The sequence below is a fragment of the Microtetraspora sp. NBRC 13810 genome, assembly GCF_030268685.1.
Taxonomy (GTDB): Bacteria; Actinomycetota; Actinomycetes; order Streptosporangiales; family Streptosporangiaceae; genus BSRQ01.
In genome coordinates this window covers 253,318-276,830 of the sequence record NZ_BSRQ01000008.1, presented here as the reverse complement: position 1 = coordinate 276,830, position 23,513 = coordinate 253,318, and the positions used below count along the sequence as shown (strand labels likewise).

Genomic DNA, 23,513 nt, shown 5'->3' with positions numbered 1-23,513 from the left:
GTGTTCAGGGACGCGGTGTTCAGTGGGACGCTGTGCCGACCCCGCCCAGCGGGTTGCGCTCGGGTACGGGGGTGGAGTCCGCGCCGCGCTCGGGGAGCCAGAGCACGAAGGTGCTGCCCGCGCCGAGCCGGGAGAACAACCGGACCTGCCCGCCGTGCGACTCCACGATCTGGCGCACGATGGCCAGGCCGAGGCCGGTGTGCCGGTCGGGGCCGCTCGGCTGGCCGCGCCAGAACCGGTCGAACACCCGGGGCTGGTCCTCCTCCTCCAGTCCGGGGCCCGTGTCGCGGACGGCCACCCAGATCCACCCGCGGTCCCGGCCGGCCGCCACGGCGACCACGCTCCCCGCCGGCGCGAGCCGTACGGCGTTGGACAGCAGGTTGCCCACGGCGCGGCGCAGGGCGTCGTGGTCGCCGTTGGTGATCATGCCGGTGGTCAGCCTGCGGCTGATCACCAGGGAGCGGGCCGCGGCCAGCGGGGCGAAGTCGTCGCACGCCTCCTCGGCGACCATGCCCACGTCCACGTCGGCGTCGGCGAGCGCGGGAGCCGTACGGCGGGCGGTGGCGAGAAGGTCCTCCACCAGGCGGGTCATCCGGGTGGTGGCCCGGTCCACGATGTCCGCGGCGCGGGCGCGCTCGGCCTCGGTGCTGTCCGGCGACTTCAGCACGGCGTCGACGTTCGCCCGGATGATCGCCAGCGGGCTGCGCAGCTCGTGCGAGGCGTCGTCGATGAGCTGCCGCTGCGCGCGGAAGCCGTCCTCCAGCCGGTCGAGCATGGTGTCCACGGTGTCGGCGAGGTCGCGCAGCTCGTCCTTCGGGCCGGACAGCCTGATCCGCCGGGCGAGGTCGGTGGCCTGGATCTCGGCCGCCGTGCGGGTGATCGAGCGCATCGGCCGCAGCACCCAGCCGGACAGCACCCAGCCGATCCCCAGGCTCGCCCCGAACAGGCCACCGAGTGTCACCAGGCTGTATTCCCGCAGCGTGCCGAGCGTCTTGACGTTGACCGCGTTCTCCACCTCGGTGATGGTGACGACCAGCTCGTAGCCCAGCACCTCGTCGGTGTGCTTGTTGTAGACCTGCGCGTACTCCTTGGTGACGGGCCGCTGCTCGGTGCTCTCGGCGAGCACGTAGTACATGACGCCGAGCACCAGCGCGGCCAGCACGAACAGCAGGCCCGTGTACAGAACGGTCAGCCGGAACCGGATCGTGTGCATGAACCCCGGCAGTCTGACCATTCCGTCACACCCGTTCCTTGAGCCGGTATCCCCTGCTGATCACGGTCTCGATGACCCCCTCCGCGCCCAGCTTGCGGCGCAGGTTGCCGACGGTCACCCGGACCGTGTTGGTGAAGGGGTCGGTGTGCTCGTCCCAGACGTGCTCCAGCAGCTCCTCGGTGGAGACCACGTGCCCGGGACGGGTCATCAGGTAGTGCAGCACGCCGAACTCCTTGGGGGTCAGCCCGAGCTGGCGGCCCGCGCGGAACGCCTCCACCCGCGCCGTGTCGAGCCGCAGGTCGCCCACCTCCAGCACGGCCGTGCCGCCCGCGGCGTCCCTGCGCAGCAGCGCCCGCACCCGGGCCAGCAGCTCCGGGAAGGCGAACGGCTTGACCAGGTAGTCGTCGGCGCCCTCGTCCAGCCCGCGCACCCGGTCGTCCAGCCGGTCCCGCGCGGTCACCATGATGATCCGCACCGTCTGGCCGTCGTCCGCCCGCCGTACGGCACGGCACAGCTCGAAGCCGTCGCCGTCGGGCAGGTTGAGGTCGAGTAGCACCAGGTCATAGGAGTTGACCTGGAGTTTCTCCTCGGCCCCCGCCACGTCGCAGGCGACGTCGACGGCGTAACCCGCCCGGACGAGCCCCACGCGGAGCGCGTCCACCAGGTCTTCTTCGTCCTCGACCACCAACAGGCGCATATATTCAAACCTATTTCCGAATGGGTACGAAACCTAATCACGGATGATGCGTTCGGCGACGTTCGCGGCGCGATCGATCGGGATCGCGAAGCCGATGCCGGTCGAGCCGCCACCCCGCCGCGCGAGGATGGCCGTGTTGACTCCTATCACCTCGCCGCGCGCGTTGACCAGCGGCCCGCCGGAGTTTCCCGGGTTGATGGAGGCGTCGGTCTGCACCGCCGTGGTACGGGTGCCGCCCGCGCCGAACGGCACCTCCCGGTCCACCGCGCTGACGATGCCCGCGGTCACCGTGCCGGACAGCCCGAGCGGCGAGCCGATCGCCAGCACCTGGTCGCCCACTGTCACGTCGCCCGACCGGCCCAGCACGGCGGGGGCGAGGCCCGGGCCGGGGTCCACCGCGAGCACCGCCAGGTCGTTGTCCTCGTCCGAGCCGATGACCTGCGCGGACGCCCTGCGGCCGTCGTCGAAGACGACCGACACCCACACGCTGCTGGAGACCACATGCTCGTTGGTGAGGATGTGCCCGGCCGTGTCGATCACGAAGCCGGAGCCGCTCCCGCCCGCCGTCTCCACCGAGACGACGCTGGGCAGCACCTGGGCGGCGATCGAGCCGAGGCCGCCCGGCGCGCTGACCGGGCCCGCGGTCGAGCGGGGCAGCGCCACGGGGGGTGGCTGAGAGGTCCCGGTCAGCCACGCCCCCGTGACGCCCGCTCCCCCGCCGACGACCGCGGCGACCAGCGCCGCGGTCAGCAGGAGCCGCCCCCTGCCCGGCGCGGACGGCGGCGGCTGCGCCCGGAACGGCAGCAGCGGCGGCAACGGCTCCTCCGGCCGCCTGACCGACCCGGGCAGGAAGTCGGGCCCACGCGGCCTGCCCAGGCCGAGGGGTCGCATCTGGTCCACCATCACCATCTCCTCAATGCCGGCGCGTCCCGCCGGCGAACCGACTGAAGGGCAGGGTCGGCCGGCGGCGTCCTGGGTGGTCGGGGGCATCGGTCACGGGATCCGGGAGAACCAGAGCATCGAGGTGCCGGCGGCGAGGACCGCGCCGATGAGGGCGATGCCGACGAACCACGGCCAGATCTCCTGCTGCTCGGTGCGGAAGCCGACCGATGTGCCGATGTCGTCGTAGACCGCCTGGAGCTCGTCGCCGGAGGCGGCCTCGTAGAACCCGCCGCCGGTGGACTCGGCCATCGCCTGGAGCGCCGGCCCGTCCACCGGCACGGGCACCATCTGCCCGCTGAGGTCGACGGTGCCGTCCGGCGTGCCGTACGCGATGGTGGTGACCGGGACGCCCCGGGCGGTGGCCTCCTCGGCCGCCTCCTGCGGGCCCCTGCCCGTGGTGTTGGAGCCGTCGGACAGCAGCACGATGTGCGCGGGCGGCGGTTCCTCGCCGGCCTCGGCGTCCAGCGTGCGGATGGCCTCCAGCGAGGAGAACACCGCCTCGCCGATCGCGGTGCCGGAGTCGGTGGACAGCCGGTCGATCGCGGCCAGCACCATGGCCCGGTCCGTGGTCGGCTGCACCGCTACCGTCGCCGACGACGAAAAGGGCACCAGACCGAGGTTGAATCGAGGGGGCAGCCCCTGGACGAACCGCCGCGCGGCGCTCTGCGCGGCGGCGAACCGGTCGGGGGCCACGTCGGTGGCCCGCATCGAGGCGGACACGTCGAACGCGACCATGATCGTCGCCCGTTCCCTCGGCACCTGGACCTCGGTCTGCGGCCGGGCGAATCCGAAGACGAGCAGCACGAGCATGACCCCGAACAGCGAGGCGGGCACGTGCCTGCGCCACCCCGGCCCTTTGGGGGCCACCTTGTCCAGCAGGTCGAGGTTGGTGAACCGCACGGCGTAACGGCTGCGCCGTAGATACATGACCACATAGACGACCGCGATCGCGAGGACGGGAACGAGAAGCCACAGCCACCCGGGCGAGATGAAGGTCACGCCGCGTCACCCCCTCCGCCCGGCCCACGGCCGTCCCGCACGACGCCGGCCGGGCCGGAGGCGCCCGAGCCGAAAGCGGCCCGCCCGGCGCCGGACGGGCCGGAGGCGACCGGCTCGAAAGCGGACCGCCCGGCATCGACAGGGCCTAGGCCGACCGGGTCGAACGCGGACCCCGCCGCGCCGGACGGGACCGGGTCGGATGCGGAGCGCGTGGCGGCGGACGGGACGGGGGCGGCGGCGTTCGCGCCTGGGAGGCGGGGGGCCGCGGCCTGGGCGAGACGGCGCTGGGTGAGCACGTGCCGGACCAGGTCCCGCACCCAGTCGCGGTCGGTGCGCAGGCGCAGGTGGGCCACGCCGGTGCGGCGCAGCGCCAGCTCGATCGCGCCCCGCTGCTCGGCCGCCGCCTCCGCGTACCGCTCGCGGAGCCGGGCACTGGCCGTGGAGACCTCCCTGCGCCGCCCGGTCTCCGGATCGACGAGCGTCAGCACCCCCACGTCCGGCAGCGCCAGCTCCCGGGGGTCCACCACCTCGACGGCGAGGACCTGGTGCCGTACGGCGAGGCGGCGCAGCGCCCGTTCCCAGGTGGCGGGTTCGTCCAGGAAGTCGGACACCACGACGACCAGCCCGCGGCGCCGCAGCGTCCGCCCGAGCTGCTCGGCGTGCGGGCCGAGCGGCCGGGGCGGCGCGCCCGTCTGCGCGCGCGGCAGCGCGAACATCGCGTGCAGCACCGCCATCAGGTGCGGCCGGCCGGTACGCGCGGGCAGCCGGCGCACGCCGGTGCCGTGCAGGATGTGCGCGCCGATCCGGTTGCCCGCCCGCTCGGTCAGGAAGCCGACCGCCGCCACGGCGGCCAGGGCGAGTTCGCGCTTCTCCATCCGGCCGGTGCCGAAGTCCATGCTGGCCGTGGCGTCCAGCAGCACCCAGGTCTCCAGCTCACGGTCCGCGATCACGTCGCGGACGTACGCCTCCGCCGCGCGGGCCGTGACGTTCCAGTCCATCCGCCGCACGTCGTCGCCCGGCTCGTACGGCCTGGCCTCGGCCGGTTCTGTGCCCGGTCCGGGGACGAGGCCCAGGTGGTCGCCCTGGAGGAGGCCGTCGAGCCGGCGCAGGATGGTGAGCTCCAGCCGGCGCACCGCCCGCTCGGAAAGCAGATGGCGCATCAGGCCACCGCCTCGTCGCGGGGCGCGATCCGCGGCTCGGGCACCGCCGCGAGCACCTGGCCCACGATGTCCCTGGGCCGGGCTCCGTCGGCCAGCCCGTCGAAGGACAGCACCAGCCGGTGGGCCAGGATGTCCGGGGCGAGCATTCGCACGTCGTCGGGCAGCACGTACTCGCGTCCCCGCAGCAGGGCCAGCGCCCGCGCCCCGGCCACCAGGCCGAGCGTCGCCCGCGGGCTCGCCCCGAAGGCGAGCTGCCCCCGCAGCTCGGGCACGCCGAACCGCTCGGGCTCCCTGGTCGCGTAGACCAGCCGGACGACGTACTCCGCGACCGCGTGGTGGACGAAGACCCGCTCGGCCGCCTGCTGCAACGCGGTGAGGCGGGCCGGGTCGAGGATCGGCTGCGGGCGCGGCGGATCGACGCTCATCCGGTAGAGGATGGCGAGCTCCTCCGACTCGGTCGGGTAGCCGACGTCGATCTTCATGAGGAACCTGTCCCGCTGGGCCTCGGGCAGGTGGTAGACGCCTTCGGACTCGATGGGGTTCTGGGTGGCCAGCACGAGGAACGGCTCGGGCACCCTGAACGTCTGGCCGCCGATGCTGACCTTCCGCTCGGCCATCACCTCCAGCAGCGCCGACTGGACCTTGGCCGGGGCCCGGTTGATCTCGTCGGCGAGCAGGAAGTTGGACATCACCGGGCCGAGTTCGATGTCGAAGCTCTCGGTCGAGGGCCGGTAGATCCGGGTGCCGACGATGTCGGCGGGGACCAGGTCGGGGGTGAACTGGACCCGGGCGAAGGTACCCCCCACCACCGTGGCGAGCGTCTCGGCGGCCAGCGTCTTGGCGATGCCGGGGACGCCTTCGAGCAGGCAGTGCCCCTTCGCGAGTACCGCGACGAGGAGCCGTTCCACCATGTGGTCCTGGCCGACGATCACCCGTTTGACCTCGAAGAGCGCCCGTTCCAGGCGACCGGTCTCCGCGGGGTGGGCGGTCGTGGGCTCGGCTCCCGCGCCCAGGCTCTCCGTCACGGCTGGGTCGCCCCGGCGGTCTTGTCGCATTCGTCGACGACGAGCCGCAGCTCCACGTCGTTCTGTGCCGGGACGGGCTCGGCGGAGGCCGCGCTGCCCGTCGCGAAGAAGGCACCGCCGCTCAGGGCCAGGATCCCCGCGACGGACCTCCAGCGTGTTGTGGCTGCCATGACCACTCCGTATCTCGTAGATCCTCGGTGACCACCGATCGGGCCACGCTCTGCCCCTATATGACCAACTAGCCCCGAAAACCCGGATAAGTTGAGGATTTACGTGATCTTTCGCTGGTACGGGTTAGGTTCCGGACACGAGGAGGATGCGGGTGACTCCGCGCGCTCGTGACCGGCCGGCTCCCGACCCGGGGTGGGCACCGGCCGGCCGGTCACGACTCGCCCGCCGGTACGGGCCGCGCTCCCGCCGGTGCGGGCCGCGCGTTGCCCGGACGGACTGGCGGGCGGGCCGCGCAGATGGCATCGTCAGCACCGTGACGTGGCCTTCAGCCCCAGAGGACCCGGACGACCCGCCGGCGACGCCGCACGCGGACCGGCGGCCCACCTTCCACCCCGCGGAACGGCGGCCCACCTTCCACCCCGCCCCTGGAACGATCCGCCCCGAACCACCCCGGCAACCCGCCGCCGCAGGCACGGAGCCCTGGCACCGGCCCCCGGAGAAACGACACCAGCCGGGAACCGAAGTTCAGCACTACGAAACGCCACACCGCACCACATGGCATCACGAAACGCCACACCGCACCACATGGCATCACGAGGCGGCGCACCCCAGCGCGTGGCATCACGAAGCGGCCTACCCCGGCACCGGAGCATGGCGTCTCGAAGTGGCCACCACCGGAGCCGGATCGTCGCGCCGCGAAGGGCCGCGCGCCGGGGGCCGGGCCTTCCCGGGCGGTCCGCGTTCCGGGGTGGCCGGTGGGCGGCCGGACGGGCGGTTGCCGGTGCTGCTCATGCTGGTGACGAGCGGGGCGCTGGCCGTACTCGCCGTCTTGCTGGCGCCGATCATGCTGGGGGCGATCGAGCTGTCAGCCGGGCTGCACCCCCGGGCCGCCGCGCCCGCCCCGCAGCCGTCCGCCGTACCGGTGCCGTGGCACACGCGGGCGCCCGGCTCCGGCGTACCGATCAACGACGTGGCGCCGGAGCAGTGCGTGGACGGCCTCTACGGCAGTGTCGTCGAACTCGTCACGCTGCTCCCCTGCGACGCCCCGCACGACGGGCAACTGCTGTCCGCCTTCGAGCTGCCCCACGGCGACTGGCCGGGCCCCGCCGCGGTGAACCGGCTCGCCGAGGACGGCTGCGAGCGCCGGGTGCGCGGCCGGATCGCCCCGCTGCCCGACGTCACCTTCATGTACGTCACGCCGCCCGGGGACAGCTGGCCCGCGGACAGGAAGGTGCTGTGCCTCGGCGTGCACGTGACCGACAACGCCAAGCTCTCCCACCCCATCGGCCACTGAGCGCGGACCGGCCCGGGCACGCAGGAGCGGCACCGCAGGACCACCGGCCCCGGAACATCGGAACGGCCTGTGACCGGTGGTGGCGCTTTCTAGGTGTCGTCGCAACACGGTGATCGGTCGCCGACAGAGATCATCCCTGGCTTTGAAAGCGCTCCGCGTGCTCGTCCACCCACTGTGTGAACGTACGCGCCGGACGGCCGGTCACCCGTTCGACCGTCTCGTCCACGGTCGTGGAGGAATCGCTGGGCGCGGCATACCAGCCGACGACATACTCGGCGTCCGCCCGGGACACTCCGGTGGCCATCAGCCTGTGGACCGCCTGTTCGCGCGTGATCGGCTCGAAGGCGATGTCACGGCGGACAGCCCGGGACAGGATCGCGATCCGCTCACGCGGGGTCAGCGATTCGGGCCCGGTGAGGTTGTAGGAACGCCCCGCATGGCCGTCATCGAGCAGTGCAACGGCCGCCACGGCCGCGATGTCGGCCTCGTGCACCAGCGCACTGGGAAAGTCGTACGGCTCTCGGACCACCCCTTCGGCTCGAATCGACTGCGTGCCGGCCACCAGCTCCACCTCGGCTGGAAACCGTCCCGCGGCCGCAGCGGGATTCCGCGTCAGTGCCCGAACGCGCTCTCCGCGGCGGACCAGCTCTGCCACAACGTGCCGGCCGGTGTTCCCGGTGGCACCCGTCACCAATGTCGTCATAGTTGAGCTTCCTAAGATCGTCTGTCAGGAGTGAATTGCTGACGACCCTAGAAACTCAACCGCACTTGAGGTCAAGAAGCCCGCCCGACTGCCGGTGTGCCTGTCGGTAAGGTGGCCTTGAATGTATGCCCGTGACGTCTGGGGGCGCCGCCGATGTGATCGGTGGCGCCCCCACGTGCTTGCCGGTCGGATCGCGTCCGTTACGCCATCAGTCGTTGAGGTGCTGGCGCAGGTAGGACTCGACCTGGTCGATCCCGATGCGCTCCTGGCCCATCGTGTCGCGCTCGCGGATCGTCACGGCCTGGTCGTCGAGCGTGTCGAAGTCGACCGTGATGCAGAACGGCGTGCCGATCTCGTCCTGGCGGCGGTAGCGGCGGCCGATCGCGCCGGCGTCGTCGAACTCGACGTTCCACCTGCGGCGCAGGAGGGCGGCGAGGTCGCGGGCCTTGGGCGACAGGTCGGCGTTGCGGGACAGCGGGAGGACCGCCACCTTGACCGGGGCCAGCCGGTGGTCGAGCCGCATGACCGTGCGCTTCTCCATGACGCCCTTGGCGTTGGGCGCCTCGTCCTCGCTGTAGGCGTCGAGGAGGAAGGTCAGCGTGCACCGGTCCACGCCGGCCGCGGGCTCGATCACGTAGGGCACGTAACGCTCGCCGCTGTCCTGCTCGAAGAAGGTCAGGTCGGTGCCCGACGCCTTGCTGTGCGCGGTCAGGTCGAAGTCGGTGCGGTTGGCCACGCCTTCGAGCTCACCCCACTCGCTGCCGGTGAAGCCGAAGCGGTATTCGATGTCGACGGTCCGCTTGGAGTAGTGGGACAGCTTCTCCTGCGGGTGCTCGTAGAGGCGAAGGTTGTCCCGGTTGATACCGAGGTCGAGATACCAGGCGTAGCGCTCGTCGATCCAGTGCTGGTGCCACTCCTCGTCGGTGCCCGGCTTGACGAAGAACTCCATCTCCATCTGCTCGAACTCGCGGGTGCGGAAGATGAAGTTGCCCGGCGTGATCTCGTTGCGGAACGACTTGCCGATCTGGCCGATGCCGAACGGGATCTTCCTGCGCGCCGACTGCTGCACGTTGAGGTAGTTGATGAAGATGCCCTGGGCGGTCTCCGGGCGCAGGTAGGCGAGGCCCGACGCGTCCTCGACCGGGCCGAGGTAGGTCTTCAGCAGGCCGCTGAACTGCCGCGGCTCGGTGAAGGCGCCCTTGTTGCCGCAGTTGGGGCAGGTGATGTCGGAAAGGCCGCCCGCCGGGGGCTTGTCGTGCTTCTCCTCGTAGGCCTCGATGAGGTGGTCGGCACGGAAGCGCTTGTGGCACGACTGGCACTCGGTGAGCGGGTCGGTGAAGGTCTCGACGTGGCCGCTGGCCTCCCAGACCTCGGGGGCGAGGATCACGCACGAGTCGAGACCCACCACGTCTTCGCGGGCCTGGACCATGGCCTTCCACCACTGCCGCTTGACGTTGTTCTTGAGCTCGACACCGAGGGGACCGTAGTCCCACGACGCCCGCAGACCCCCGTAGATCTCGCTCGACGGGTAAACGAGCCCGCGGCGCTTGGCGAGGCTGACGATGGTGTCCATGACGTCGGATCGACGTGCCATAGGGAAAGGCTCCGTCCGGCTGGAGGTCGGCGAGTATTTGATGACTCCCCAGCTTAGGGGACTCCACCGGGCCGCGAAGCCGTCCTGTTGCTCAGGCCGGTGAATAAACCCCCTCGAACGCGCTGGGCTCGTTGACCATCAGCGTCATCAGCGGATACATCACCATTCGCGCCGCCGAAAGGGCACGACGGTAGAAACCCGCTCCTTCCCATTCACTGACCAGCGCCCACAGTTCGGGCTCGTCCACCGACCTGCCCACCTGCCCGCGCAGATAGCCGGGTTGCGCCGCGAGCGTGTCGAGGATCGCGCTGGCCTCGGCCAGGAACTCCCCGGTACGCCCCTCCGGCACCGAGTAACGGATGATCGCAAGCATCCGCCCAGCATGTCAGACCCCCGCCGGCCGGGCCGCGCCAGGCCCGGAACGCGACACGCCCGGAACGCGACACGGGCGGGCGCCGCCCGTGCCACCGGAGGGCTCGCCGGGTTAGGCTCGGCCTGTGGCCGAACAGCGTGATCCCCGCTCGGCGCGGCGGGTGCCCTCGCACCCGCTCGCCAAGGACAAGCCGACCCCGAAGCGGCCGGCCGGCGGGCCGGGGCGACGGCCACTCCCGGCGGGCGAGCAGTTCTTCACGCCCGGCGCCACCGGGCTGCGCAAGGCGGTCGAGCTGCGCAGCGCGGCCCCGCTGGTCTTCCTGTTCGGGCTGCCGCGCTGGATCCTGCCGGTGGTCATGGTGGTGCTGCTGCTCATCGGCTTCGCGGTGCCGTACTGGGCGGGCGCGGTCGCGGTGCTGCCGGTGATCGCGTTCGTCGGCTGGCTGGCCTACATGTCGTGGCCGTCGCTGGGCGCCGGGGGCAGGCTGCTGCGGGTGGCGCTGCTCACCTTCCTCATCCTGGTGGCCGCCGACCGTTTCGGCGCCTTCTAAGGTCCTTCTCCCCGTAACCCTCCTGGTTCCCCCTAACACCCCCCGGGCGCCCGTCGTCCGACACGCCACGATCCCTTGCCCTGCGGGCTTTGCTGTCCGATTTTGACAACGGTTTTCATTTTGTCCATACTGGTAGACGTGAAGCGTGAAAGTTCCTTTGTGCGTAAGCGGGCTACCGGGCTGTTCGCCGGCGTCGCGTTGATGGCCGTGACCGCCGCCTGCGGCGCCGGCGACCAGGGCTCGGCCGCCGCGGGCGAGAGCGGCAGACCCGGCGTGCTGGCCGCGTTCTATCCGTTGCAGTGGATCAGCGAGAAGGTCGGCGGCCCCGACGTCGCGGTGACCGTGCTGACCAAGCCCGGCGTCGAGCCGCACGACCTGGAGCTCACGCCGCGCCAGGTCGCCGGCGTCGCCGACGCCGACCTGATCGTCTACCTCAGGGGCGTGCAGCCCGCGGTGGACGACGCCGTGGAGCAGAACGCCGCGGACCAGGGCTTCGACGCCGCCGCCGCCGTGCAGACGCTGTCCGCGGCCAGCACCGGAGCGCAGGAGGAAGAGGAGGAGGGCGGGGCGCACGCGCACGAGCACGAGGTGAGCTACGACCCGCACCTGTGGCTGGACCCGAGCCGGCTGGCCACGATGACGACGAAGCTGGGCGAGCGGCTCGCGACCGTCGATCCCGCGCACGCCGCCGGCTACCGGGAGCGGGCCGCCGCCGCCGTGCGGGATCTCACCGCGCTGGACGCCGAGATGAAGCAGGGCCTCACCACCTGCGCCCGGCACTCGATCGTGACCAGCCACACCGCCTTCGGCTACCTGGCCGGGCGCTACGGGCTCAAGCAGATCGGCATCAGCGGCATCGACCCGGACGCCGAGCCCTCCCCCGCCCGGCTGGCCGAGGTGGCCGAAGTGGCCAAAGCCGAGAAGATGACTACGATTTTCACCGAGGCCCTCGTCAGCCCGAAGGTCGCCGAGGTCCTCGCCCAGGAGGTGGGCGCCAAGACGGCGGTTCTCGACCCGCTCGAGAGCAAGCCGGCGACGGGCGACTACGTGTCGGCCATGCGTCAGAACCTCGCCACCCTCCGCACCGCATTGGGATGTACATGAGCTTCGCGCTTCGCGGATCAGGCGGCCGGGAGACTCCCGAGCCGCCGATCGGCGTTCTGAGGACCGCGCAGGCCGGGCAGGACCCGGCGGGCCGGGAGACGGTCTTCGCCATGACCGGCGGCCGGGTGGAGCTGGAGGGCCGTTCCGTGCTGCGCGGGATCGACCTGTCCGTCTCGGCCGGCGAGGTCGTGGCCGTCCTCGGCGCGAACGGCTCGGGCAAGTCCACGCTGGTCCGCGCGCTGCTCGGCCTGATCCCGCTCACCGGCGGCGGCACCGAGCTGTACGGCAGGCAGCCCGCCCGGTTCCGGGAGTGGTGGCGGATCGGCTATGTCCCGCAGCGGCTGTCGGTGGGCGGCGGCGTGCCCTCCACGATCCGCGAGGTCGTGGCGTCGGGCAGGATCGCCAGGCAGCGCCGGCTGCGCCCGACGAGCGCGGCCGACCGGGACGCGGTGGCGCGGGCGCTGGCCACGGTGGGGCTCGCCGACCGGGCGGGTGACTCGGTGCACGAGCTGTCCGGCGGGCAGCAGCAGCGGGTGCTGATCGCCCGCGCCCTCGCCGGCGAGCCGGACACCTTCGTCATGGACGAGCCGACCGCCGGCGTCGACGCCGAGAGCCAGCGGCTGCTGGCCGGGACGCTGACCACGCTGGTCGCGGCCGGCAGTACGGTGCTCCTGGTCGCGCACGAGCTGGGCCCGCTGGAGTCGCTGGTCAGGCGGGCCGTCGTGCTGCGGGACGGCGTGGTCGTGCACGACGGGGCGCCGCCGCCCGCGGTGGGCGCGCACGCCCTGCCCGGCCACGACCACGTGCACCCGCACGCCGCCGCCGCCGGGGAGGGCCCGCTGCCGTGCGAGGTCTACCCCTCCACCGGGGGGCAGGCGTGAGCGCGGCCCCCTTCCCCGAGACCCACCCGTCCAGGACGTGACCGTGTTCGATCTCCTGCAGTCCTCGATCATCCAGCGGGCGCTGATCGCCGCGCTGCTGGTCGGGCTGACCGCCCCCGCGGTCGGCACCTTCATCGTGCAGCGGCGGCTGTCCCTGCTCGGCGACGGCATCGGGCACATCGCGCTCACCGGCGTGGCGCTCGGCTTCCTCACCAACACCGAGCCGGTGCTCACCGCGATCGTGGTCGCGGCGCTCGGCGCGGTGGCCATCGAGCTGGTCCGCGCCCGTGGCAGGACCGGTGGCGACGTGGCGCTCGCCCTGCTGTTCTACGGCGGCATCGCGGGCGGCGTGCTGCTCATCGGGCTGTCGGCCGGTGGCAGCAACGCCACGCTGATGTCCTACCTGTTCGGCTCGATCAGCAGCGTCACCCCGCAGGACCTGTGGGTCATCGGCGGGCTGACCGTGGCGGTGCTCACGGTGGTGCTCGTCTTCGGCCGGGAGCTGTTCGTGCTGTGCCAGGACGAGGAGGTGGCCAGGGCGAGCGGCCTGCCGGTGCGCTTCCTGAGCATGCTGATCGCGGTCACCGCGGCGCTGACGGTCGTGGTCGCGATGCGGGTGGTGGGCCTGCTCCTGGTCAGCGCGCTCATGGTGGTGCCGGTCGCGGCGAGCCAGCAGCTGACCCGGGGGTTCCGCGCCACGCTCGGGATCGCGATGATCTTCGGAGTGGTCGCGACGGTCGGCGGCCTCGGCTACACCATGTACGTGGACGTCGCGCCCGGGGCGGCGATCGTCCTGCTCGCTCTCGCGGGGTTCGCGGTGGCCCTCGGTCTCGGTACATTCATACGGCGAAGCCGAAACCGGGAGTCCACTCGATGAGCAACCGCAGAGATGCCGTACACGACATCCTCCGCCACAGCGATGGTTTCCGCAGTGCGCAGGACATTTACGCCGAGATGCGGTCAGACGGCGCCAAGATCGGCCTGACCACGGTCTACCGTGCCCTTCAGGCGCTCGCCGACAACGGCAAGGTCGACGTGCTCCGCACCGACGACGGGGAGGCCGTCTACCGGGCGTGCGCCAGCGGCGACCACCACCATCACCTGGTCTGCCGCCGCTGCGGGCGGACCGTCGAGGTGGCCGGTCCCGCGGTCGAGCGCTGGGCGGAGACCATCGGCAGGGAAAACGGCTTCAGCGACATCACGCACACCGTCGAGGTCTTCGGCACCTGCTCGTCCTGCGTGGCCGCGTTGCGCGCCGGCTGACCGGTTTCTCCGGCGGAAGCTGCGCCCACACCGTGCGGGATGACCCCGTACGGTGTCCGGCGGATATACGCTTCACGACACTGGAACCGGTCCCGACAGGAGTCAACATGCCATTCAGTCATGACATGCTGTACTCGCTCAGCACCCTGGTGAACCTCATCAACACCTCCCCGGCCGCGGGCGGGGAAGAAGGACTGGCTGATCTGGAGCAGCTCACGGAGTTCGTCCGGGAATGCCAGGTGAGCGGGATCGGGACGCTCACCGCCGAGGACCTCGCCCAGATGCACGCCCTGCGCGAGTCCTTCCACCTCGTGTTCGCCGCCCCCGACCTGGCGACCGCCGTGAGCCGGCTCAACAGGCTGCTCGGCGAGACCCGGATGACGCCCCGGCTGGCCGAGCACGACGGCCATCCGCTGCATGTGCACTACTTCGCCCCCGGCGCGTCGGTCGCCGACCACTTCGCCGCGGACGGCGGGATCGCGCTGGCCCACCTGCTGGTGGAGGGCGGCTGGGAGCGGCTGCGCACCTGTACGGCCCCGCACTGCGACCGGGTCTTCGTGGACGAGTCGCGCAACCGGTCGCGGGTCTACTGCGACAGCCGTACCTGCGGGAACCGTATGCACGTGGCCGCCTACCGGGCCCGCAGGCGCGCCTGAGCTTTTCCCGCCCTGTGCCGTATATCTACCTTTTTGCGCCTTTTAGCCTTGTGATCTGGGGAATTACGGGCGGAGACTGAGGGAACGCATTCATCGCAGGGGGTGATCCCGTGCGCGAAGGGTTCAGCACTCAAGAGAAGTGGCCCTTTGGCTGTCAGCACTGCTGGTTCGTGTGGGAGGACGACTACGAGGTCCATCGGCGCTCCGACGGGCACGGCAACGACGTGACCATGTGGTACCGGTCCGGCGTGCCGGTCCAGCCGCCGTGGTCCGGGGTGCTCTGCCCCCGGTGCGGCGACATCGGCGTGAAGTCCTTCCCCTCCGGCTACCTGCGACGACACGCCGAGTTGCTGTCCCTGCCGGTGACCGCCGCCCGGTTCCCGCTGGAGCAGGGCACCGCGAGGGCCACGCGGGACGCCCGGCGGCACGGCGTCTTCTTCCCGGTCTACGCGGCGCTCGCGACGGCGCTGGTCCTGCTCATGGGCCTGGAGATCTTCGAGTTCGCGACGAGGACGATCCACTGACCCGCCGGGGGTCAGTGGACCTCGTTCGGCACCGCGCCGCCGTACCTGCGGTCGCGCTTGGCGAAGATCTCGCACGCCTCCCACAGGTCACGGCGGTCGAAGTCGGGCCACAGCCGGTTGAGGAAGACCATCTCCGCGTAGGCCGCCTGCCACAGCATGAAGTTGGAGGTGCGCTGCTCGCCGGAGGACCGCAGGAACAGGTCGACATCCGGGATGTCCGGCTCGTCGAGATAGCGGCGGAACACCTTCTCGCTCACCTTGTCCGGCTTGACGCGCCCGGCCGCGATCTCCTCCGCCAGCCGCACGGCCGCGTCGATGATCTCGGCGCGCCCGCCGTAGTTGACACAGAACTGCAGGGTGAGGACGCGGTTGTCGCGGGTCATCTCCTCGGCGTCCTGCAGCTCCTTGATCACGCTCTTCCACAGCCTGCCCGGACGGCCGGCCCAGCGGACCCGCACGCCCATCGCGTTGAGCTCGTCGCGGCGGCGGCGGATCACCTCGCGGTTGAAGCCCATGAGGAAGCGCACCTCGTCGGGCGAGCGCTTCCAGTTCTCGGTGGAGAACGCGTAGGCCGACAGGTAGGGGATGCCCAGCTCGATCGCACCTCCGATGACGTCGAAAAGCGAGGCCTCACCGGCCTTGTGGCCCTCGGTCCTGGGCAGGTTGCGGGACTTGGCCCACCGGCCGTTGCCGTCCATCACGATAGCCACGTGCCTGGGCACGAGGTCGGCCGGGATCGGGGGCGGGGTGGCCCCGGACGGGTGGGGGGCGGGTTGGCGGACGTTCACCTCTCGGCTCCTTCGCAAACGGTCAGACACGTTCGACATGCCTGAGAGAGCGTATTCCGTGTTCGAGGTGCCATTGCAGATATGCCGCCACCAGGCCGCTGCACTCCGTCCGGTACCGGGCCTCCGAGGCGTCCGCCGTCGGCCAGTCGCCGCGCAGCAGCGCGGTCATGAGCACGATGGTCTCGGCGGAGGGCACGGCGGCGCCGGCCGGGCGGCAGGTCCCGCAGACCATCCCGCCGGCCACGATGGCGAACGCCCGCACCGCCGGGGCCGAGCAGCGGGCGCAGCTCTCCAGGGCCGGGGCGTAACCCGCCACGGCCAGGGAGCGCAGGAAGTAGGCGTCGAGGACGAGCCGCGCCTCGTGCTCCTGCTCGACCAGGGTGCGCAGCCCGCCGATCAGCAGCAGGAACTGCCGCAGCGCGGGCTCCTTCTCGCCCATGGTCAGCCGGTCGGCGGTCTCCAGCATCGCGCTGCCCGCGGTGTAGCGCGGATAGTCGGCCGCGAGCCCCTCGCCGTACGGCCGGAGCGTCTCGGCCTGGGTGATCACATCGAGCGTGCGCCCGGTGTGCAGTTGCAGGTCGACGTGGGTGAACGGCTCCAGCCTGGCCCCGAACCGCGAGGTCGTGCGGCGGACCCCCTTCGCGACCCCCCGCACCTTGCCGGTGCGCTTGGTGAGGATGGTCACGATGCGATCGGCCTCCCCGAGCTTCTGTGTGCGCAGGACGACACCCTCATCGCGGTAGAGACTCACCCGTCCAGTCTAGAAGCGGCCCGAAGTAGCGGATCGCGGATGAATCACAGGTGAAGTGCGAGTGGATTCTCTTGACCATAAGGTCACTAGACTTTGGCCCCTGGCGACCTCCTCCAGACCTAAGTGATATACCGCCGCATTGCCTGAAAGGCTGTCATGACCCGCGTGGTCCTGCTGGGGGCATCCCCCGGCCCGAACTCCCCCTCCGGCCGTCCGCTGCTGGCGGCTCTTCCCGGTTCTCCCACGGTCACCGGCCGGCTGCACGGCCAGCTCGCCTCGCTCGATCCGCGGCCGACGACGATCGCCCGCGCCGAGGACGCGCCCGACTACCGCGGATATCCCGGCACACTCGTCGAGACCGCCGACCTCGCCGGCGACCTGAACGCCCTGGCCGACGCGATCGAGGGCACCACGGAGAGCCTCCTCATCCTCCCGGCCGACTCCCTCGTCCACGACGAGCTGATCTACCAGATCACCAAGTCGAAGCGCGGAGCGCTGGCCCTCGTCGCCAAGGAGCCCAAGCTCCAGGACGAGAGCGCCGAGCGGAGCGCCGAAGAGGATCACGTGCCGATCGGCGAGGCACAGCCGGAGATCGGCGACCACGTCTTCGAGGGCCTGCCGGTCCGGGCGCGCGTCGGCAAGTCGCGCGTCGTCTCGGTCGGGTCGGCCTTCCACGCGATCACCCGCCCCAACGCCGTCCTGCTCGGCCCGCTGCACCTGCACCACAAGCACGCGCCGACGCTGGCCGAGGCGGCCCGCGAGCTGGCCGGCATGGCCCACCTGCTCGGCCCGGAGGACGACCTCGTCCAACTCCTCGTCCTGTGCCTGGTGCGCCGGGGCGTCTCGGTCGGCATCCGCGGCCGGCGCGACCTGTTCTACCGCCGGATCCGCACCCAGGAGGAGGCCGACGAGGCCCAGGTGGCGATGGCGGAGTTCAACGAGGACCGGGCCAGGCTCAACAACGCGGTCAAGGGCGCCGACGGCTTCTTCACCACGTACTTCGTCAGCACCTACTCCCGGTTCATCGCCCGCTGGGCCGCCCGGCGCGGGCTGACGCCCAACCAGGTCACGCTGATCTCGATCTTCCTGGGCGTGGCCGCCGCCGCCTGCTTCGCCACCGGCACCCGGACCGGCGCGGTCGCCGGCGCCGTGCTGATCTACTTCGCCTTCGTGTTCGACTGCGTGGACGGCCAGGTGGCGCGGTACGCGCGCAAGTTCGGCGTGCTCGGCGCCTGGCTGGACGCCACCTTCGACCGGTTCAAGGAGTATGTCGTCTTCTTCGGTCTCGCCGTCGGCGCGGCGGTGGCCGGCCAGGGCGACGTCTGGACGCTGGCGCTCATCGCGCTGGCCGTGCAGTCGGTGCGGCACCTGCTCGACTTCTCCTTCGGCGCGGCCAACCGGCGCAAGCCGCCCTCCCCGCTGCCCACGCTGTCCCTCACCATCAGCCCGGACACCGAGCTGCGCTCGGCGCTGGAGCAGCGCCGGGTGGCCCGCAGGACCGGGGTCCGCGGCCTGCTCAAGATGTGGAGCAAGCTGGGCCGGATCCGCCTCGTGCACTGGGCCCGCAAGATGATCGTGTTCCCGATCGGCGAGCGTTTCGCCGCCATCGCGATCACGTCGGCCTTCTTCGAGCCGCGCGTGACCTTCCTCACGCTCGTCATCTGGGGCTCGATCGCCTTCGCCTACACCCTGACCGGACGTCTCATGAGGTCGCTCGCATGATCACCCACCCGCAGACCACCGCAGAGCCCGTCCTCGACCCGGACGAGGAGCGCCGCCGCGTACAGACCGCGCGCCTGCTCGCCTATCGCGACGACGGCCCGCTGGTCGCCGCGCTGCGCGGCCGGATGGGCCCCGGGCTGCCCGCCGTCCCGGCCACCCTGCTGGCCCTCGCGGCGATCGCCGGCATCGGCGTCGCCGGCGTGCTCGGCCCGGGGCCGATCGCGCTCGCCCCGGTGCTGGTGATGATGGTCCTGGTGATCCCGACCGCGGCCCGCGACCATCTCGGCCGGTTCGACTGGCTGGTGCCGCCGCTGATCAGGGGCACCGAGTTCCTCGTCGTCCTGCTGGTGTGCGCCACCGACGACGTGCCCAAGTGGCTGACGTTCGTGCTGCTCTACGTGGTGGGCTACCACACCTACGACACGGTCTACCGGACCAGGCAGAAGATCTGGCCGCCGAGCTGGGTGTTCATGGCCGGCCTCGGCTGGGAGCTGCGCCTGCTGCTCATCGGCGCCGGCGCGGCGCTCGGCCTGGCCACCTGGGTGGTCGCCGCGCTCACGCTGTACCTGGGTGTGCTGTTCGCGGTGGAGAGCGTGACGAGCTGGGTGCGCCTGGACAGGGCGAGCGCGCTCACCGAGGCGTCCGACGACCTGGAGCAGTCGCCCGAGGAGGCCCAGGAGCAGGCGACCGGCGAGGCGGACACGCCCTGACCCGGATCGTCGCCGGGGGGTCGCGTTTCCACGCGGCCCCCTTTTCGGCTAATACAGGCAAGGTGGAGTTGGATCGGCTGGACCGTGTCATCATCGGGGCCCTCATCGAGGACGCCCGCGCCACCTACGCCGAGATCGGGCAGCAGGTGGGCCTTTCGGCTTCGGCCGTCAAACGCCGGGTGGACCGGCTCCTCGGCTCGGGGGCCATCACCGGGTTCTCGGCCCGGGTGGATCCCCGTGCGCTCGGCTGGACCACCGAGGCGTACGTCGAGCTGTTCTGCCAGGGGAAGACCTCGCCCGCCGAGATCGGGGTGGCCGTCACCCGGCATCCCGAGGTGATCTCGGCCTGCACGGTGACCGGTGAGGCGGACGCACTGCTGCACATCAGGGCCAAGGACATGCACCACGTGGAGCAGGTCATCGAGCGGCTGGCCGCCGAGCCGTTCGTGGTCCGGACGAAGAGCGCGGTGGTGCTCTCCCGGCTCGTCAACGGATCGCCGCCGGTGGCCTGAACAACGCAACGAATCTCCGCATACGCGCAATCCGCGCCACTTGGCCTGCGCAAACACCGTTTCTTACGCTGAATCCGTCTCCCGGGAACAGGCCCGGCGATCTTCATATGCGACGGAGTGGTACATGACGCCGACCCGGCACTACTTGATGTGTCGACCCGACCACTTTTCGGTGGACTACGCCATCAACCCCTGGATGGATCCGGGCACAGGCGCCGACCGCGACATCGCGGTCCGGCAGTGGGAAGGGCTGAAGGCGGTCTACGAGGAGCTCGGGCACTCGGTCAGCCTCATCGACCCGGTCGAGGGCCTGCCCGACATGGTCTTCGCCGCGAACGGCGCCCTGGTCGTGGACGGCAGGGTCTACGGCGCCCGGTTCACCTACCCCGAGCGCGCCCCCGAGGCGGGCGCCTACCTGCGCTGGTTCGCCGGCCACGGGTACGAGACGAAGGAGGCGTCCTTCACCAACGAGGGCGAGGGCGACTTCCTGGTGATGGCGGACGTCATCCTGGCCGGCACCGGCTTCCGCACCGACGTGGCGGCGCACAAGGAGGCTCAGGAGTTCTTCGGCCGTCCGGTCGTCACGCTCCAGCTCGTGGACCCGCGCTTCTACCACCTGGACACGGCGCTGTTCCCGCTGGACGACGGGCGCAACGCGGCCTACTACCCGGGCGCGTTCTCCCCGGGCAGCGAGCAGGTGCTGCGCCGGCTGTTCCCCGAGGCCGTCCTCGCCTCCGCGGCCGACGCCGCCGTGCTGGGCCTGAACGCCGTCAGCGACGGCAGGAACGTCGTCGTCAACAGCGAGGCGGCCGAGTTGCAACTGGAGCTCAAGCGCCGGGGCTACGAGGTGATCCCGGTGGACATGTCGGAACTGCGCAAGGCCGGCGGCGGCCCCAAGTGCTGCACCCTGGAGATCCGGTCATGAGCAGATCCGCGGAGCTCATCGAGCTGAGCGAGCGCAGGAGCGCGCACAACTACCACCCGCTGCCGGTGGTCGTCCAGCATGCCGAGGGCGCCTGGCTCACCGACGTGGAGGGCAGGCGGTACCTCGACTGCCTGGCCGGCTACTCGTCGCTGAACTTCGGCCACGGCAACCCGACGATCATCGAGGCGGCCCGGCGGCAGCTCGACCGGCTCACCCTGACCAGCCGGGCGTTCTTCCACGACCAGTTCGCGGACTTCTGCGCCGGGCTCGGCGACCTCACGGGCAAGGACATGATCCTGCCCATGAACACCGGCGCCGAGGCGGTGGAGACCGCCGTCAAGGTGGCCCGCAAGTGGGGCTACGAGGTCAAGGGCGTCCCCGACGGGATGGCGACGATCGTCGTGGCCGAGGGCAACTTCCACGGCCGCACCACCACGATCGTCAGCTTCTCCACCGACCCGGACGCGCGCGCCGGCTTCGGCCCCTACACCCCCGGCTTCCGGGTGGTGGAGTACGGCTCCGCCGACGCGATCAGGGCGGCGATCGACGAGACCACGGTCGCCGTGCTCATCGAGCCCATCCAGGGCGAGGCGGGCGTGGTGCTGCCGCCGGCCGGTTACCTGCGCGAGGTCAGGGAGATCTGCTCGGCGAACAACGTGCTCTTCGTCGCCGACGAGATCCAGTCCGGGCTCGGCCGTACCGGCGACACGTTCGCCTGCGACCACGAGGGCGTGGTGCCGGACATGTACCTGCTGGGCAAGGCGCTCGGCGGCGGGGTCGTGCCGGTGTCCGCGGTGGCCGCCGACGCCGACGTGCTCGGTGTGATCAGGCCGGGCCAGCACGGTTCCACCTTCGGCGGCAACCCGCTGGCCTGCGCGGTCGGCATCGCCGTGGTCGGGCTGCTGAACACCGGCGAGTACCAGGCCCGGGCCAGGCAGCTCGGCAAGCTCCTGCACGACCGGCTCGGCGCCCTGGTCGGCCACGGCGTGGTCGAGGTGCGCGGGCGCGGCCTGTGGGCGGGCATCGACATCGACCCGGCCCTGGCCACCGGCCGGGAGGTGTGCGAGGCGCTGATGCGCCACGGCGTCCTGGCCAAGGACACCCACGGCTCCACCATCCGCCTCGCACCGCCCATCGTGATCTCCGAGGAGGACCTGCTGTGGGCCGTCGAGCGGCTCGCCGACGTCCTCAGTGAGCTGCGCGGCGAGTCTTAGCGCGCACCCGGCGGAGGGCTCGCGCCCGGCGGACGGGCGCGAGCCGTACCGTCTGGTCCGGGTCGGGGGACAGGCCGTGCCAGCGGACGACCGGCACGTCCTCGAAGACCAGGGTCGCGATGGCGTTGGGGAACCACGGGCCGGCGACGATGCGCCAGCGGAACGGCGGGCCGGGCAGCCGCGCCAGGCGGGCGAGCGTGCCGCCGACCAGTCCGGCCAGGCCGAAGGAGGCGACCACGTTGGCCAGCCGGAGCACCCGGCTGAGCGGGTTGCGGATCGGCGAGCAGACCACCTGGTAGATCGGCAGGTGCCTGGCCTTGGCGACGTAGGAGTAGTGCACGTCGCCGGACAGCAGGATGACGGTGCCGGGGACGGCGGCCAGCATCCGGGACAGGTCCTCGAAGGACCGGCGGAACGCCGCCCAGTGCTCCAGGTCGATCGCCTGGCGCACCTTCTCCGACCAGCGTGCCGCGCGTTTCCCCCAGGCGCCGTCGCACACCGCCTCGTTCCAGCTCTCCACGTGGTGGATCCCGCTGGGCAGCAGCACCGGGATGGAGGAGCCGATCACCAGGTGCTCGGCCTCGGTGCTGAGCCGTTCGGTGAGCCACTCCCACTCGGCCGGGTCCAGCATGCGCCGGTCGCCCGGCGTGACCTGCCTCGACGACCGGGTGTCGAGCATGATCAGGCGGGTGGAGCCGAAGTCGCGGGCGTAGCTCCACCTGCTGGAGGAGGGGTCCTCGTCGGCGCGCGCGGCGAACGCGTCGAGGTGCCCGGCCCCGTCGCCCCCGCCGTCGCGCAGCCTCGCCAGCAGCGGGTCCTCCGCCCGCTCGGCCGGCGAGAGGTTGCCCAGGTGCTGGTAGATGTAATAGGCGCCGAGGCCGGCCATCACCCGGCGCGGCCACCAGGGCACCTTCGCCATCGCCTCGCGCCAGGCGGCCGAGGTGTTCCAGTCGTCCCGCAGGTCGTGGTCGTCGAAGATCATGGCGCTGGGCATTGTGGACAGCAGCCAGCGGATCTCCGGCTCGGTCCACGCCTGGCGGTAGAGCTCGGCGTACTCCTCGAAGTCGGCGATCTCCCTGGCCGGTTCCTCGCCGCCGCGGCGGTCCCTGATGAAGTCGAGCATCTCCTTGGACGGCTCGTCGGCGTAGACCTGGTCGCCGAGGAGCAGCAGCAGGTCGGGCCATTCGTCGTCGGGCACGTCGCGCAGCCGCCTGCCGTACTCCCTGAGCACGTCCACGCCGTGGCTGAGCGTGTGCACGGCGTCCTGGGGCACGCTGGTGCGGCAGGAGCCGAACAGCAGCCGGGGCGGGCCGTCCGCCGGGAGCAGCCGCAGCCGGCTCGGCGGGGCGCCGGCCGGCGGCCAGACCCGCTCGCCGTTCAGCTCCACCGTGTAGGCCGCGCCGGCGGGCGCTCCCTCCAGGTCCACGATCGCGTAGTGGTGGCCGTGCACGGTGAACGTGCCGGCGTCCACCCGCAGGCCACCGGCCTCGACGGCGACGGTGCCGGGCTCGTCGGTCTCCATCCAGACGCTGGCGCTCTCCGCGTCGGCGTAGCGGAGCATCGGCCCGACCACAAGATGCGACACCATTCCCCCAGCTATGACACAACGGCACATTCCAGGAGCAAAGCCTGCCATGTCGACACGGTCGCATGACCACGATCACGGTGCCTGATCCACGACAATAGATCCAGAGCCGCGGAGCGACGAAGCTTCGCAGCCGACCGCATCCTTGCAGCGGGGC

26 protein-coding genes are annotated in these 23,513 nt (G+C 71.5%); 13 read left to right on the top strand and 13 right to left on the bottom strand.

Annotated features, from left to right (window positions below; genetic code table 11):
* Positions 1 to 19: 19 nt before the first annotated feature.
* The 7 genes from QSK26_RS18585 to QSK26_RS18555 all read right to left on the bottom strand — a co-directional run bounded on the left by QSK26_RS18585 (position 20) and on the right by QSK26_RS18555 (position 6,206).
* On the bottom strand, positions 20 to 1,234 hold the full coding sequence (locus QSK26_RS18585; RefSeq protein WP_285776425.1) for a sensor histidine kinase: 1,215 nt from the start codon (positions 1,232 to 1,234) through the stop codon (positions 20 to 22).
* Between the two features lie 4 nt (positions 1,235 to 1,238).
* Complete coding sequence (locus QSK26_RS18580; RefSeq protein WP_285776424.1) at positions 1,239 to 1,910, bottom strand: response regulator transcription factor; 672 nt, start codon at positions 1,908 to 1,910, stop codon at positions 1,239 to 1,241.
* Positions 1,911 to 1,943: 33 nt separating this feature from the next.
* On the bottom strand, positions 1,944 to 2,813 hold the full coding sequence (locus tag QSK26_RS18575; RefSeq protein WP_285776423.1) for a S1C family serine protease: 870 nt from the start codon (positions 2,811 to 2,813) through the stop codon (positions 1,944 to 1,946).
* A 90-nt stretch (positions 2,814 to 2,903) separates the two neighbouring features.
* Positions 2,904 to 3,851, bottom strand: a complete 948-nt coding sequence (locus QSK26_RS18570) for a VWA domain-containing protein (RefSeq protein WP_285776422.1) — start codon at positions 3,849 to 3,851, stop codon at positions 2,904 to 2,906.
* Entirely contained in the window at positions 3,848 to 5,011 is a 1,164-nt protein-coding gene (locus tag QSK26_RS18565) for a DUF58 domain-containing protein (protein WP_352244344.1), read from the bottom strand. Before QSK26_RS18565 ends, QSK26_RS18570 begins: the two co-directional genes overlap by 4 nt.
* A complete protein-coding gene (locus QSK26_RS18560) occupies positions 5,011 to 6,066 on the bottom strand; it encodes an AAA family ATPase (RefSeq protein WP_502888720.1) in 1,056 nt (351 codons plus the stop codon). Before QSK26_RS18560 ends, QSK26_RS18565 begins: the two co-directional genes overlap by 1 nt.
* The gene (locus QSK26_RS18555; RefSeq protein WP_285776420.1) at positions 6,033 to 6,206 is read right to left on the bottom strand and encodes a hypothetical protein; all 174 of its coding nucleotides are present in this window, start codon (positions 6,204 to 6,206) and stop codon (positions 6,033 to 6,035) included. The genes QSK26_RS18560 and QSK26_RS18555 overlap by 34 nt, the downstream gene beginning before the upstream one ends.
* Before the next feature lie 665 nt (positions 6,207 to 6,871).
* Here QSK26_RS18555 and QSK26_RS18550 point away from each other — a divergent pair.
* Positions 6,872 to 7,501, top strand: coding sequence for a hypothetical protein (locus QSK26_RS18550; protein WP_285776419.1), 630 nt, complete (start codon positions 6,872 to 6,874; stop codon positions 7,499 to 7,501).
* A 130-nt stretch (positions 7,502 to 7,631) separates the two neighbouring features.
* Here QSK26_RS18550 and QSK26_RS18545 read toward each other — a convergent pair whose 3' ends face one another.
* From QSK26_RS18545 to QSK26_RS18535, 3 genes are all read right to left on the bottom strand, one after another.
* Positions 7,632 to 8,204 carry an NmrA family NAD(P)-binding protein gene (locus tag QSK26_RS18545; RefSeq protein WP_285776418.1) on the bottom strand — a complete coding sequence of 191 codons (573 nt, stop codon included), beginning with the start codon at positions 8,202 to 8,204 and terminating at the stop codon, positions 7,632 to 7,634.
* A 208-nt stretch (positions 8,205 to 8,412) separates the two neighbouring features.
* Positions 8,413 to 9,798: a glycine--tRNA ligase gene (locus QSK26_RS18540; protein ID WP_285776417.1), complete on the bottom strand. Its 1,386-nt coding sequence runs from the start codon at positions 9,796 to 9,798 to the stop codon at positions 8,413 to 8,415.
* A gap of 91 nt (positions 9,799 to 9,889) precedes the next feature.
* The gene (locus tag QSK26_RS18535; protein WP_285776416.1) at positions 9,890 to 10,171 is read right to left on the bottom strand and encodes an antibiotic biosynthesis monooxygenase family protein; all 282 of its coding nucleotides are present in this window, start codon (positions 10,169 to 10,171) and stop codon (positions 9,890 to 9,892) included.
* Between the two features lie 124 nt (positions 10,172 to 10,295).
* Between QSK26_RS18535 and QSK26_RS18530 the strand changes: the two genes are divergently transcribed.
* The 7 genes from QSK26_RS18530 (at position 10,296) to QSK26_RS18500 (ending at position 15,149) form a co-directional block, all read left to right on the top strand.
* Positions 10,296 to 10,721, top strand: coding sequence for a DUF6703 family protein (locus QSK26_RS18530; protein ID WP_285776415.1), 426 nt, complete (start codon positions 10,296 to 10,298; stop codon positions 10,719 to 10,721).
* 159 nt (positions 10,722 to 10,880) lie between these two features.
* Positions 10,881 to 11,825 carry a metal ABC transporter substrate-binding protein gene (locus tag QSK26_RS18525; protein WP_285776414.1) on the top strand — a complete coding sequence of 315 codons (945 nt, stop codon included), beginning with the start codon at positions 10,881 to 10,883 and terminating at the stop codon, positions 11,823 to 11,825.
* Positions 11,826 to 11,935: 110 nt separating this feature from the next.
* Complete coding sequence (locus QSK26_RS18520) at positions 11,936 to 12,706, top strand: metal ABC transporter ATP-binding protein (RefSeq protein ID WP_285776515.1); 771 nt, start codon at positions 11,936 to 11,938, stop codon at positions 12,704 to 12,706.
* 43 nt (positions 12,707 to 12,749) lie between these two features.
* The gene (locus tag QSK26_RS18515; RefSeq protein ID WP_285776413.1) at positions 12,750 to 13,583 is read left to right on the top strand and encodes a metal ABC transporter permease; all 834 of its coding nucleotides are present in this window, start codon (positions 12,750 to 12,752) and stop codon (positions 13,581 to 13,583) included.
* The gene (locus QSK26_RS18510) at positions 13,580 to 13,969 is read left to right on the top strand and encodes a Fur family transcriptional regulator (protein ID WP_285776412.1); all 390 of its coding nucleotides are present in this window, start codon (positions 13,580 to 13,582) and stop codon (positions 13,967 to 13,969) included. The genes QSK26_RS18515 and QSK26_RS18510 overlap by 4 nt, the downstream gene beginning before the upstream one ends.
* A gap of 107 nt (positions 13,970 to 14,076) precedes the next feature.
* Positions 14,077 to 14,625, top strand: a complete 549-nt coding sequence (locus QSK26_RS18505; RefSeq protein WP_285776411.1) for a CGNR zinc finger domain-containing protein — start codon at positions 14,077 to 14,079, stop codon at positions 14,623 to 14,625.
* A 110-nt stretch (positions 14,626 to 14,735) separates the two neighbouring features.
* Positions 14,736 to 15,149 (top strand): hypothetical protein, encoded by a 414-nt coding sequence (locus tag QSK26_RS18500; protein WP_285776410.1) that lies wholly within the window; start codon positions 14,736 to 14,738, stop codon positions 15,147 to 15,149.
* A gap of 11 nt (positions 15,150 to 15,160) precedes the next feature.
* Here the strand turns inward: QSK26_RS18500 and QSK26_RS18495 are convergent, their stop codons facing one another.
* Both QSK26_RS18495 and recO read right to left on the bottom strand, forming a co-directional pair.
* Positions 15,161 to 15,937 carry an isoprenyl transferase gene (locus QSK26_RS18495; RefSeq protein WP_285776409.1) on the bottom strand — a complete coding sequence of 259 codons (777 nt, stop codon included), beginning with the start codon at positions 15,935 to 15,937 and terminating at the stop codon, positions 15,161 to 15,163.
* A 22-nt stretch (positions 15,938 to 15,959) separates the two neighbouring features.
* Positions 15,960 to 16,688, bottom strand: a complete 729-nt coding sequence (gene recO / locus QSK26_RS18490) for a DNA repair protein RecO (protein ID WP_285776408.1) — start codon at positions 16,686 to 16,688, stop codon at positions 15,960 to 15,962.
* A gap of 156 nt (positions 16,689 to 16,844) precedes the next feature.
* Between recO and QSK26_RS18485 the strand changes: the two genes are divergently transcribed.
* The 5 genes from QSK26_RS18485 to rocD all read left to right on the top strand — a co-directional run bounded on the left by QSK26_RS18485 (position 16,845) and on the right by rocD (position 21,771).
* Positions 16,845 to 18,410 (top strand): CDP-alcohol phosphatidyltransferase family protein, encoded by a 1,566-nt coding sequence (locus QSK26_RS18485; protein ID WP_285776407.1) that lies wholly within the window; start codon positions 16,845 to 16,847, stop codon positions 18,408 to 18,410.
* Positions 18,407 to 19,120 (top strand): DUF5941 domain-containing protein, encoded by a 714-nt coding sequence (locus tag QSK26_RS18480; protein WP_285776406.1) that lies wholly within the window; start codon positions 18,407 to 18,409, stop codon positions 19,118 to 19,120. Before QSK26_RS18485 ends, QSK26_RS18480 begins: the two co-directional genes overlap by 4 nt.
* Positions 19,121 to 19,182: 62 nt before the next feature.
* Positions 19,183 to 19,632 (top strand): Lrp/AsnC family transcriptional regulator, encoded by a 450-nt coding sequence (locus QSK26_RS18475; protein ID WP_285776405.1) that lies wholly within the window; start codon positions 19,183 to 19,185, stop codon positions 19,630 to 19,632.
* A 124-nt stretch (positions 19,633 to 19,756) separates the two neighbouring features.
* Positions 19,757 to 20,557, top strand: coding sequence for a dimethylargininase (ddaH, locus tag QSK26_RS18470; RefSeq protein WP_285776404.1), 801 nt, complete (start codon positions 19,757 to 19,759; stop codon positions 20,555 to 20,557).
* Positions 20,554 to 21,771: an ornithine--oxo-acid transaminase gene (gene rocD, locus QSK26_RS18465; RefSeq protein ID WP_285776403.1), complete on the top strand. Its 1,218-nt coding sequence runs from the start codon at positions 20,554 to 20,556 to the stop codon at positions 21,769 to 21,771. The genes ddaH and rocD overlap by 4 nt, the downstream gene beginning before the upstream one ends.
* Here rocD and QSK26_RS18460 read toward each other — a convergent pair.
* Positions 21,746 to 23,359 (bottom strand): alkaline phosphatase D family protein, encoded by a 1,614-nt coding sequence (locus QSK26_RS18460; protein ID WP_285776402.1) that lies wholly within the window; start codon positions 23,357 to 23,359, stop codon positions 21,746 to 21,748. The genes rocD and QSK26_RS18460 overlap by 26 nt on opposite strands.
* Positions 23,360 to 23,513 lie beyond the last annotated feature (154 nt).

What these genes read in the sequence shown, in the direction of transcription:
- QSK26_RS18480 (WP_285776406.1), top strand. Translation starts at nt 18,407, where the DNA reads ATGATCACCCACCCGCAGACCACCGCAGAGCCCGTCCTCGACCCGGAC.
- QSK26_RS18460 (WP_285776402.1), bottom strand. Translation starts at nt 23,359, where the DNA reads ATGGTGTCGCATCTTGTGGTCGGGCCGATGCTCCGCTACGCCGACGCG.
- QSK26_RS18485 (WP_285776407.1), top strand. Translation starts at nt 16,845, where the DNA reads ATGACCCGCGTGGTCCTGCTGGGGGCATCCCCCGGCCCGAACTCCCCC.
- QSK26_RS18575 (WP_285776423.1), bottom strand. Translation starts at nt 2,813, where the DNA reads ATGGTGGACCAGATGCGACCCCTCGGCCTGGGCAGGCCGCGTGGGCCC.
- QSK26_RS18505 (WP_285776411.1), top strand. Translation starts at nt 14,077, where the DNA reads ATGCCATTCAGTCATGACATGCTGTACTCGCTCAGCACCCTGGTGAAC.
- QSK26_RS18585 (WP_285776425.1), bottom strand. Translation starts at nt 1,234, where the DNA reads ATGGTCAGACTGCCGGGGTTCATGCACACGATCCGGTTCCGGCTGACC.
- QSK26_RS18560 (WP_502888720.1), bottom strand. Translation starts at nt 6,066, where the DNA reads ATGCGACAAGACCGCCGGGGCGACCCAGCCGTGACGGAGAGCCTGGGC.
- QSK26_RS18535 (WP_285776416.1), bottom strand. Translation starts at nt 10,171, where the DNA reads ATGCTTGCGATCATCCGTTACTCGGTGCCGGAGGGGCGTACCGGGGAG.
- rocD (WP_285776403.1), top strand. Translation starts at nt 20,554, where the DNA reads ATGAGCAGATCCGCGGAGCTCATCGAGCTGAGCGAGCGCAGGAGCGCG.
- QSK26_RS18580 (WP_285776424.1), bottom strand. Translation starts at nt 1,910, where the DNA reads ATGCGCCTGTTGGTGGTCGAGGACGAAGAAGACCTGGTGGACGCGCTC.
- QSK26_RS18510 (WP_285776412.1), top strand. Translation starts at nt 13,580, where the DNA reads ATGAGCAACCGCAGAGATGCCGTACACGACATCCTCCGCCACAGCGAT.
- QSK26_RS18540 (WP_285776417.1), bottom strand. Translation starts at nt 9,798, where the DNA reads ATGGCACGTCGATCCGACGTCATGGACACCATCGTCAGCCTCGCCAAG.
- QSK26_RS18555 (WP_285776420.1), bottom strand. Translation starts at nt 6,206, where the DNA reads ATGGCAGCCACAACACGCTGGAGGTCCGTCGCGGGGATCCTGGCCCTG.
- QSK26_RS18545 (WP_285776418.1), bottom strand. Translation starts at nt 8,204, where the DNA reads ATGACGACATTGGTGACGGGTGCCACCGGGAACACCGGCCGGCACGTT.
- ddaH (WP_285776404.1), top strand. Translation starts at nt 19,757, where the DNA reads ATGACGCCGACCCGGCACTACTTGATGTGTCGACCCGACCACTTTTCG.
- QSK26_RS18520 (WP_285776515.1), top strand. Translation starts at nt 11,936, where the DNA reads ATGACCGGCGGCCGGGTGGAGCTGGAGGGCCGTTCCGTGCTGCGCGGG.
- QSK26_RS18565 (WP_352244344.1), bottom strand. Translation starts at nt 5,011, where the DNA reads ATGCGCCATCTGCTTTCCGAGCGGGCGGTGCGCCGGCTGGAGCTCACC.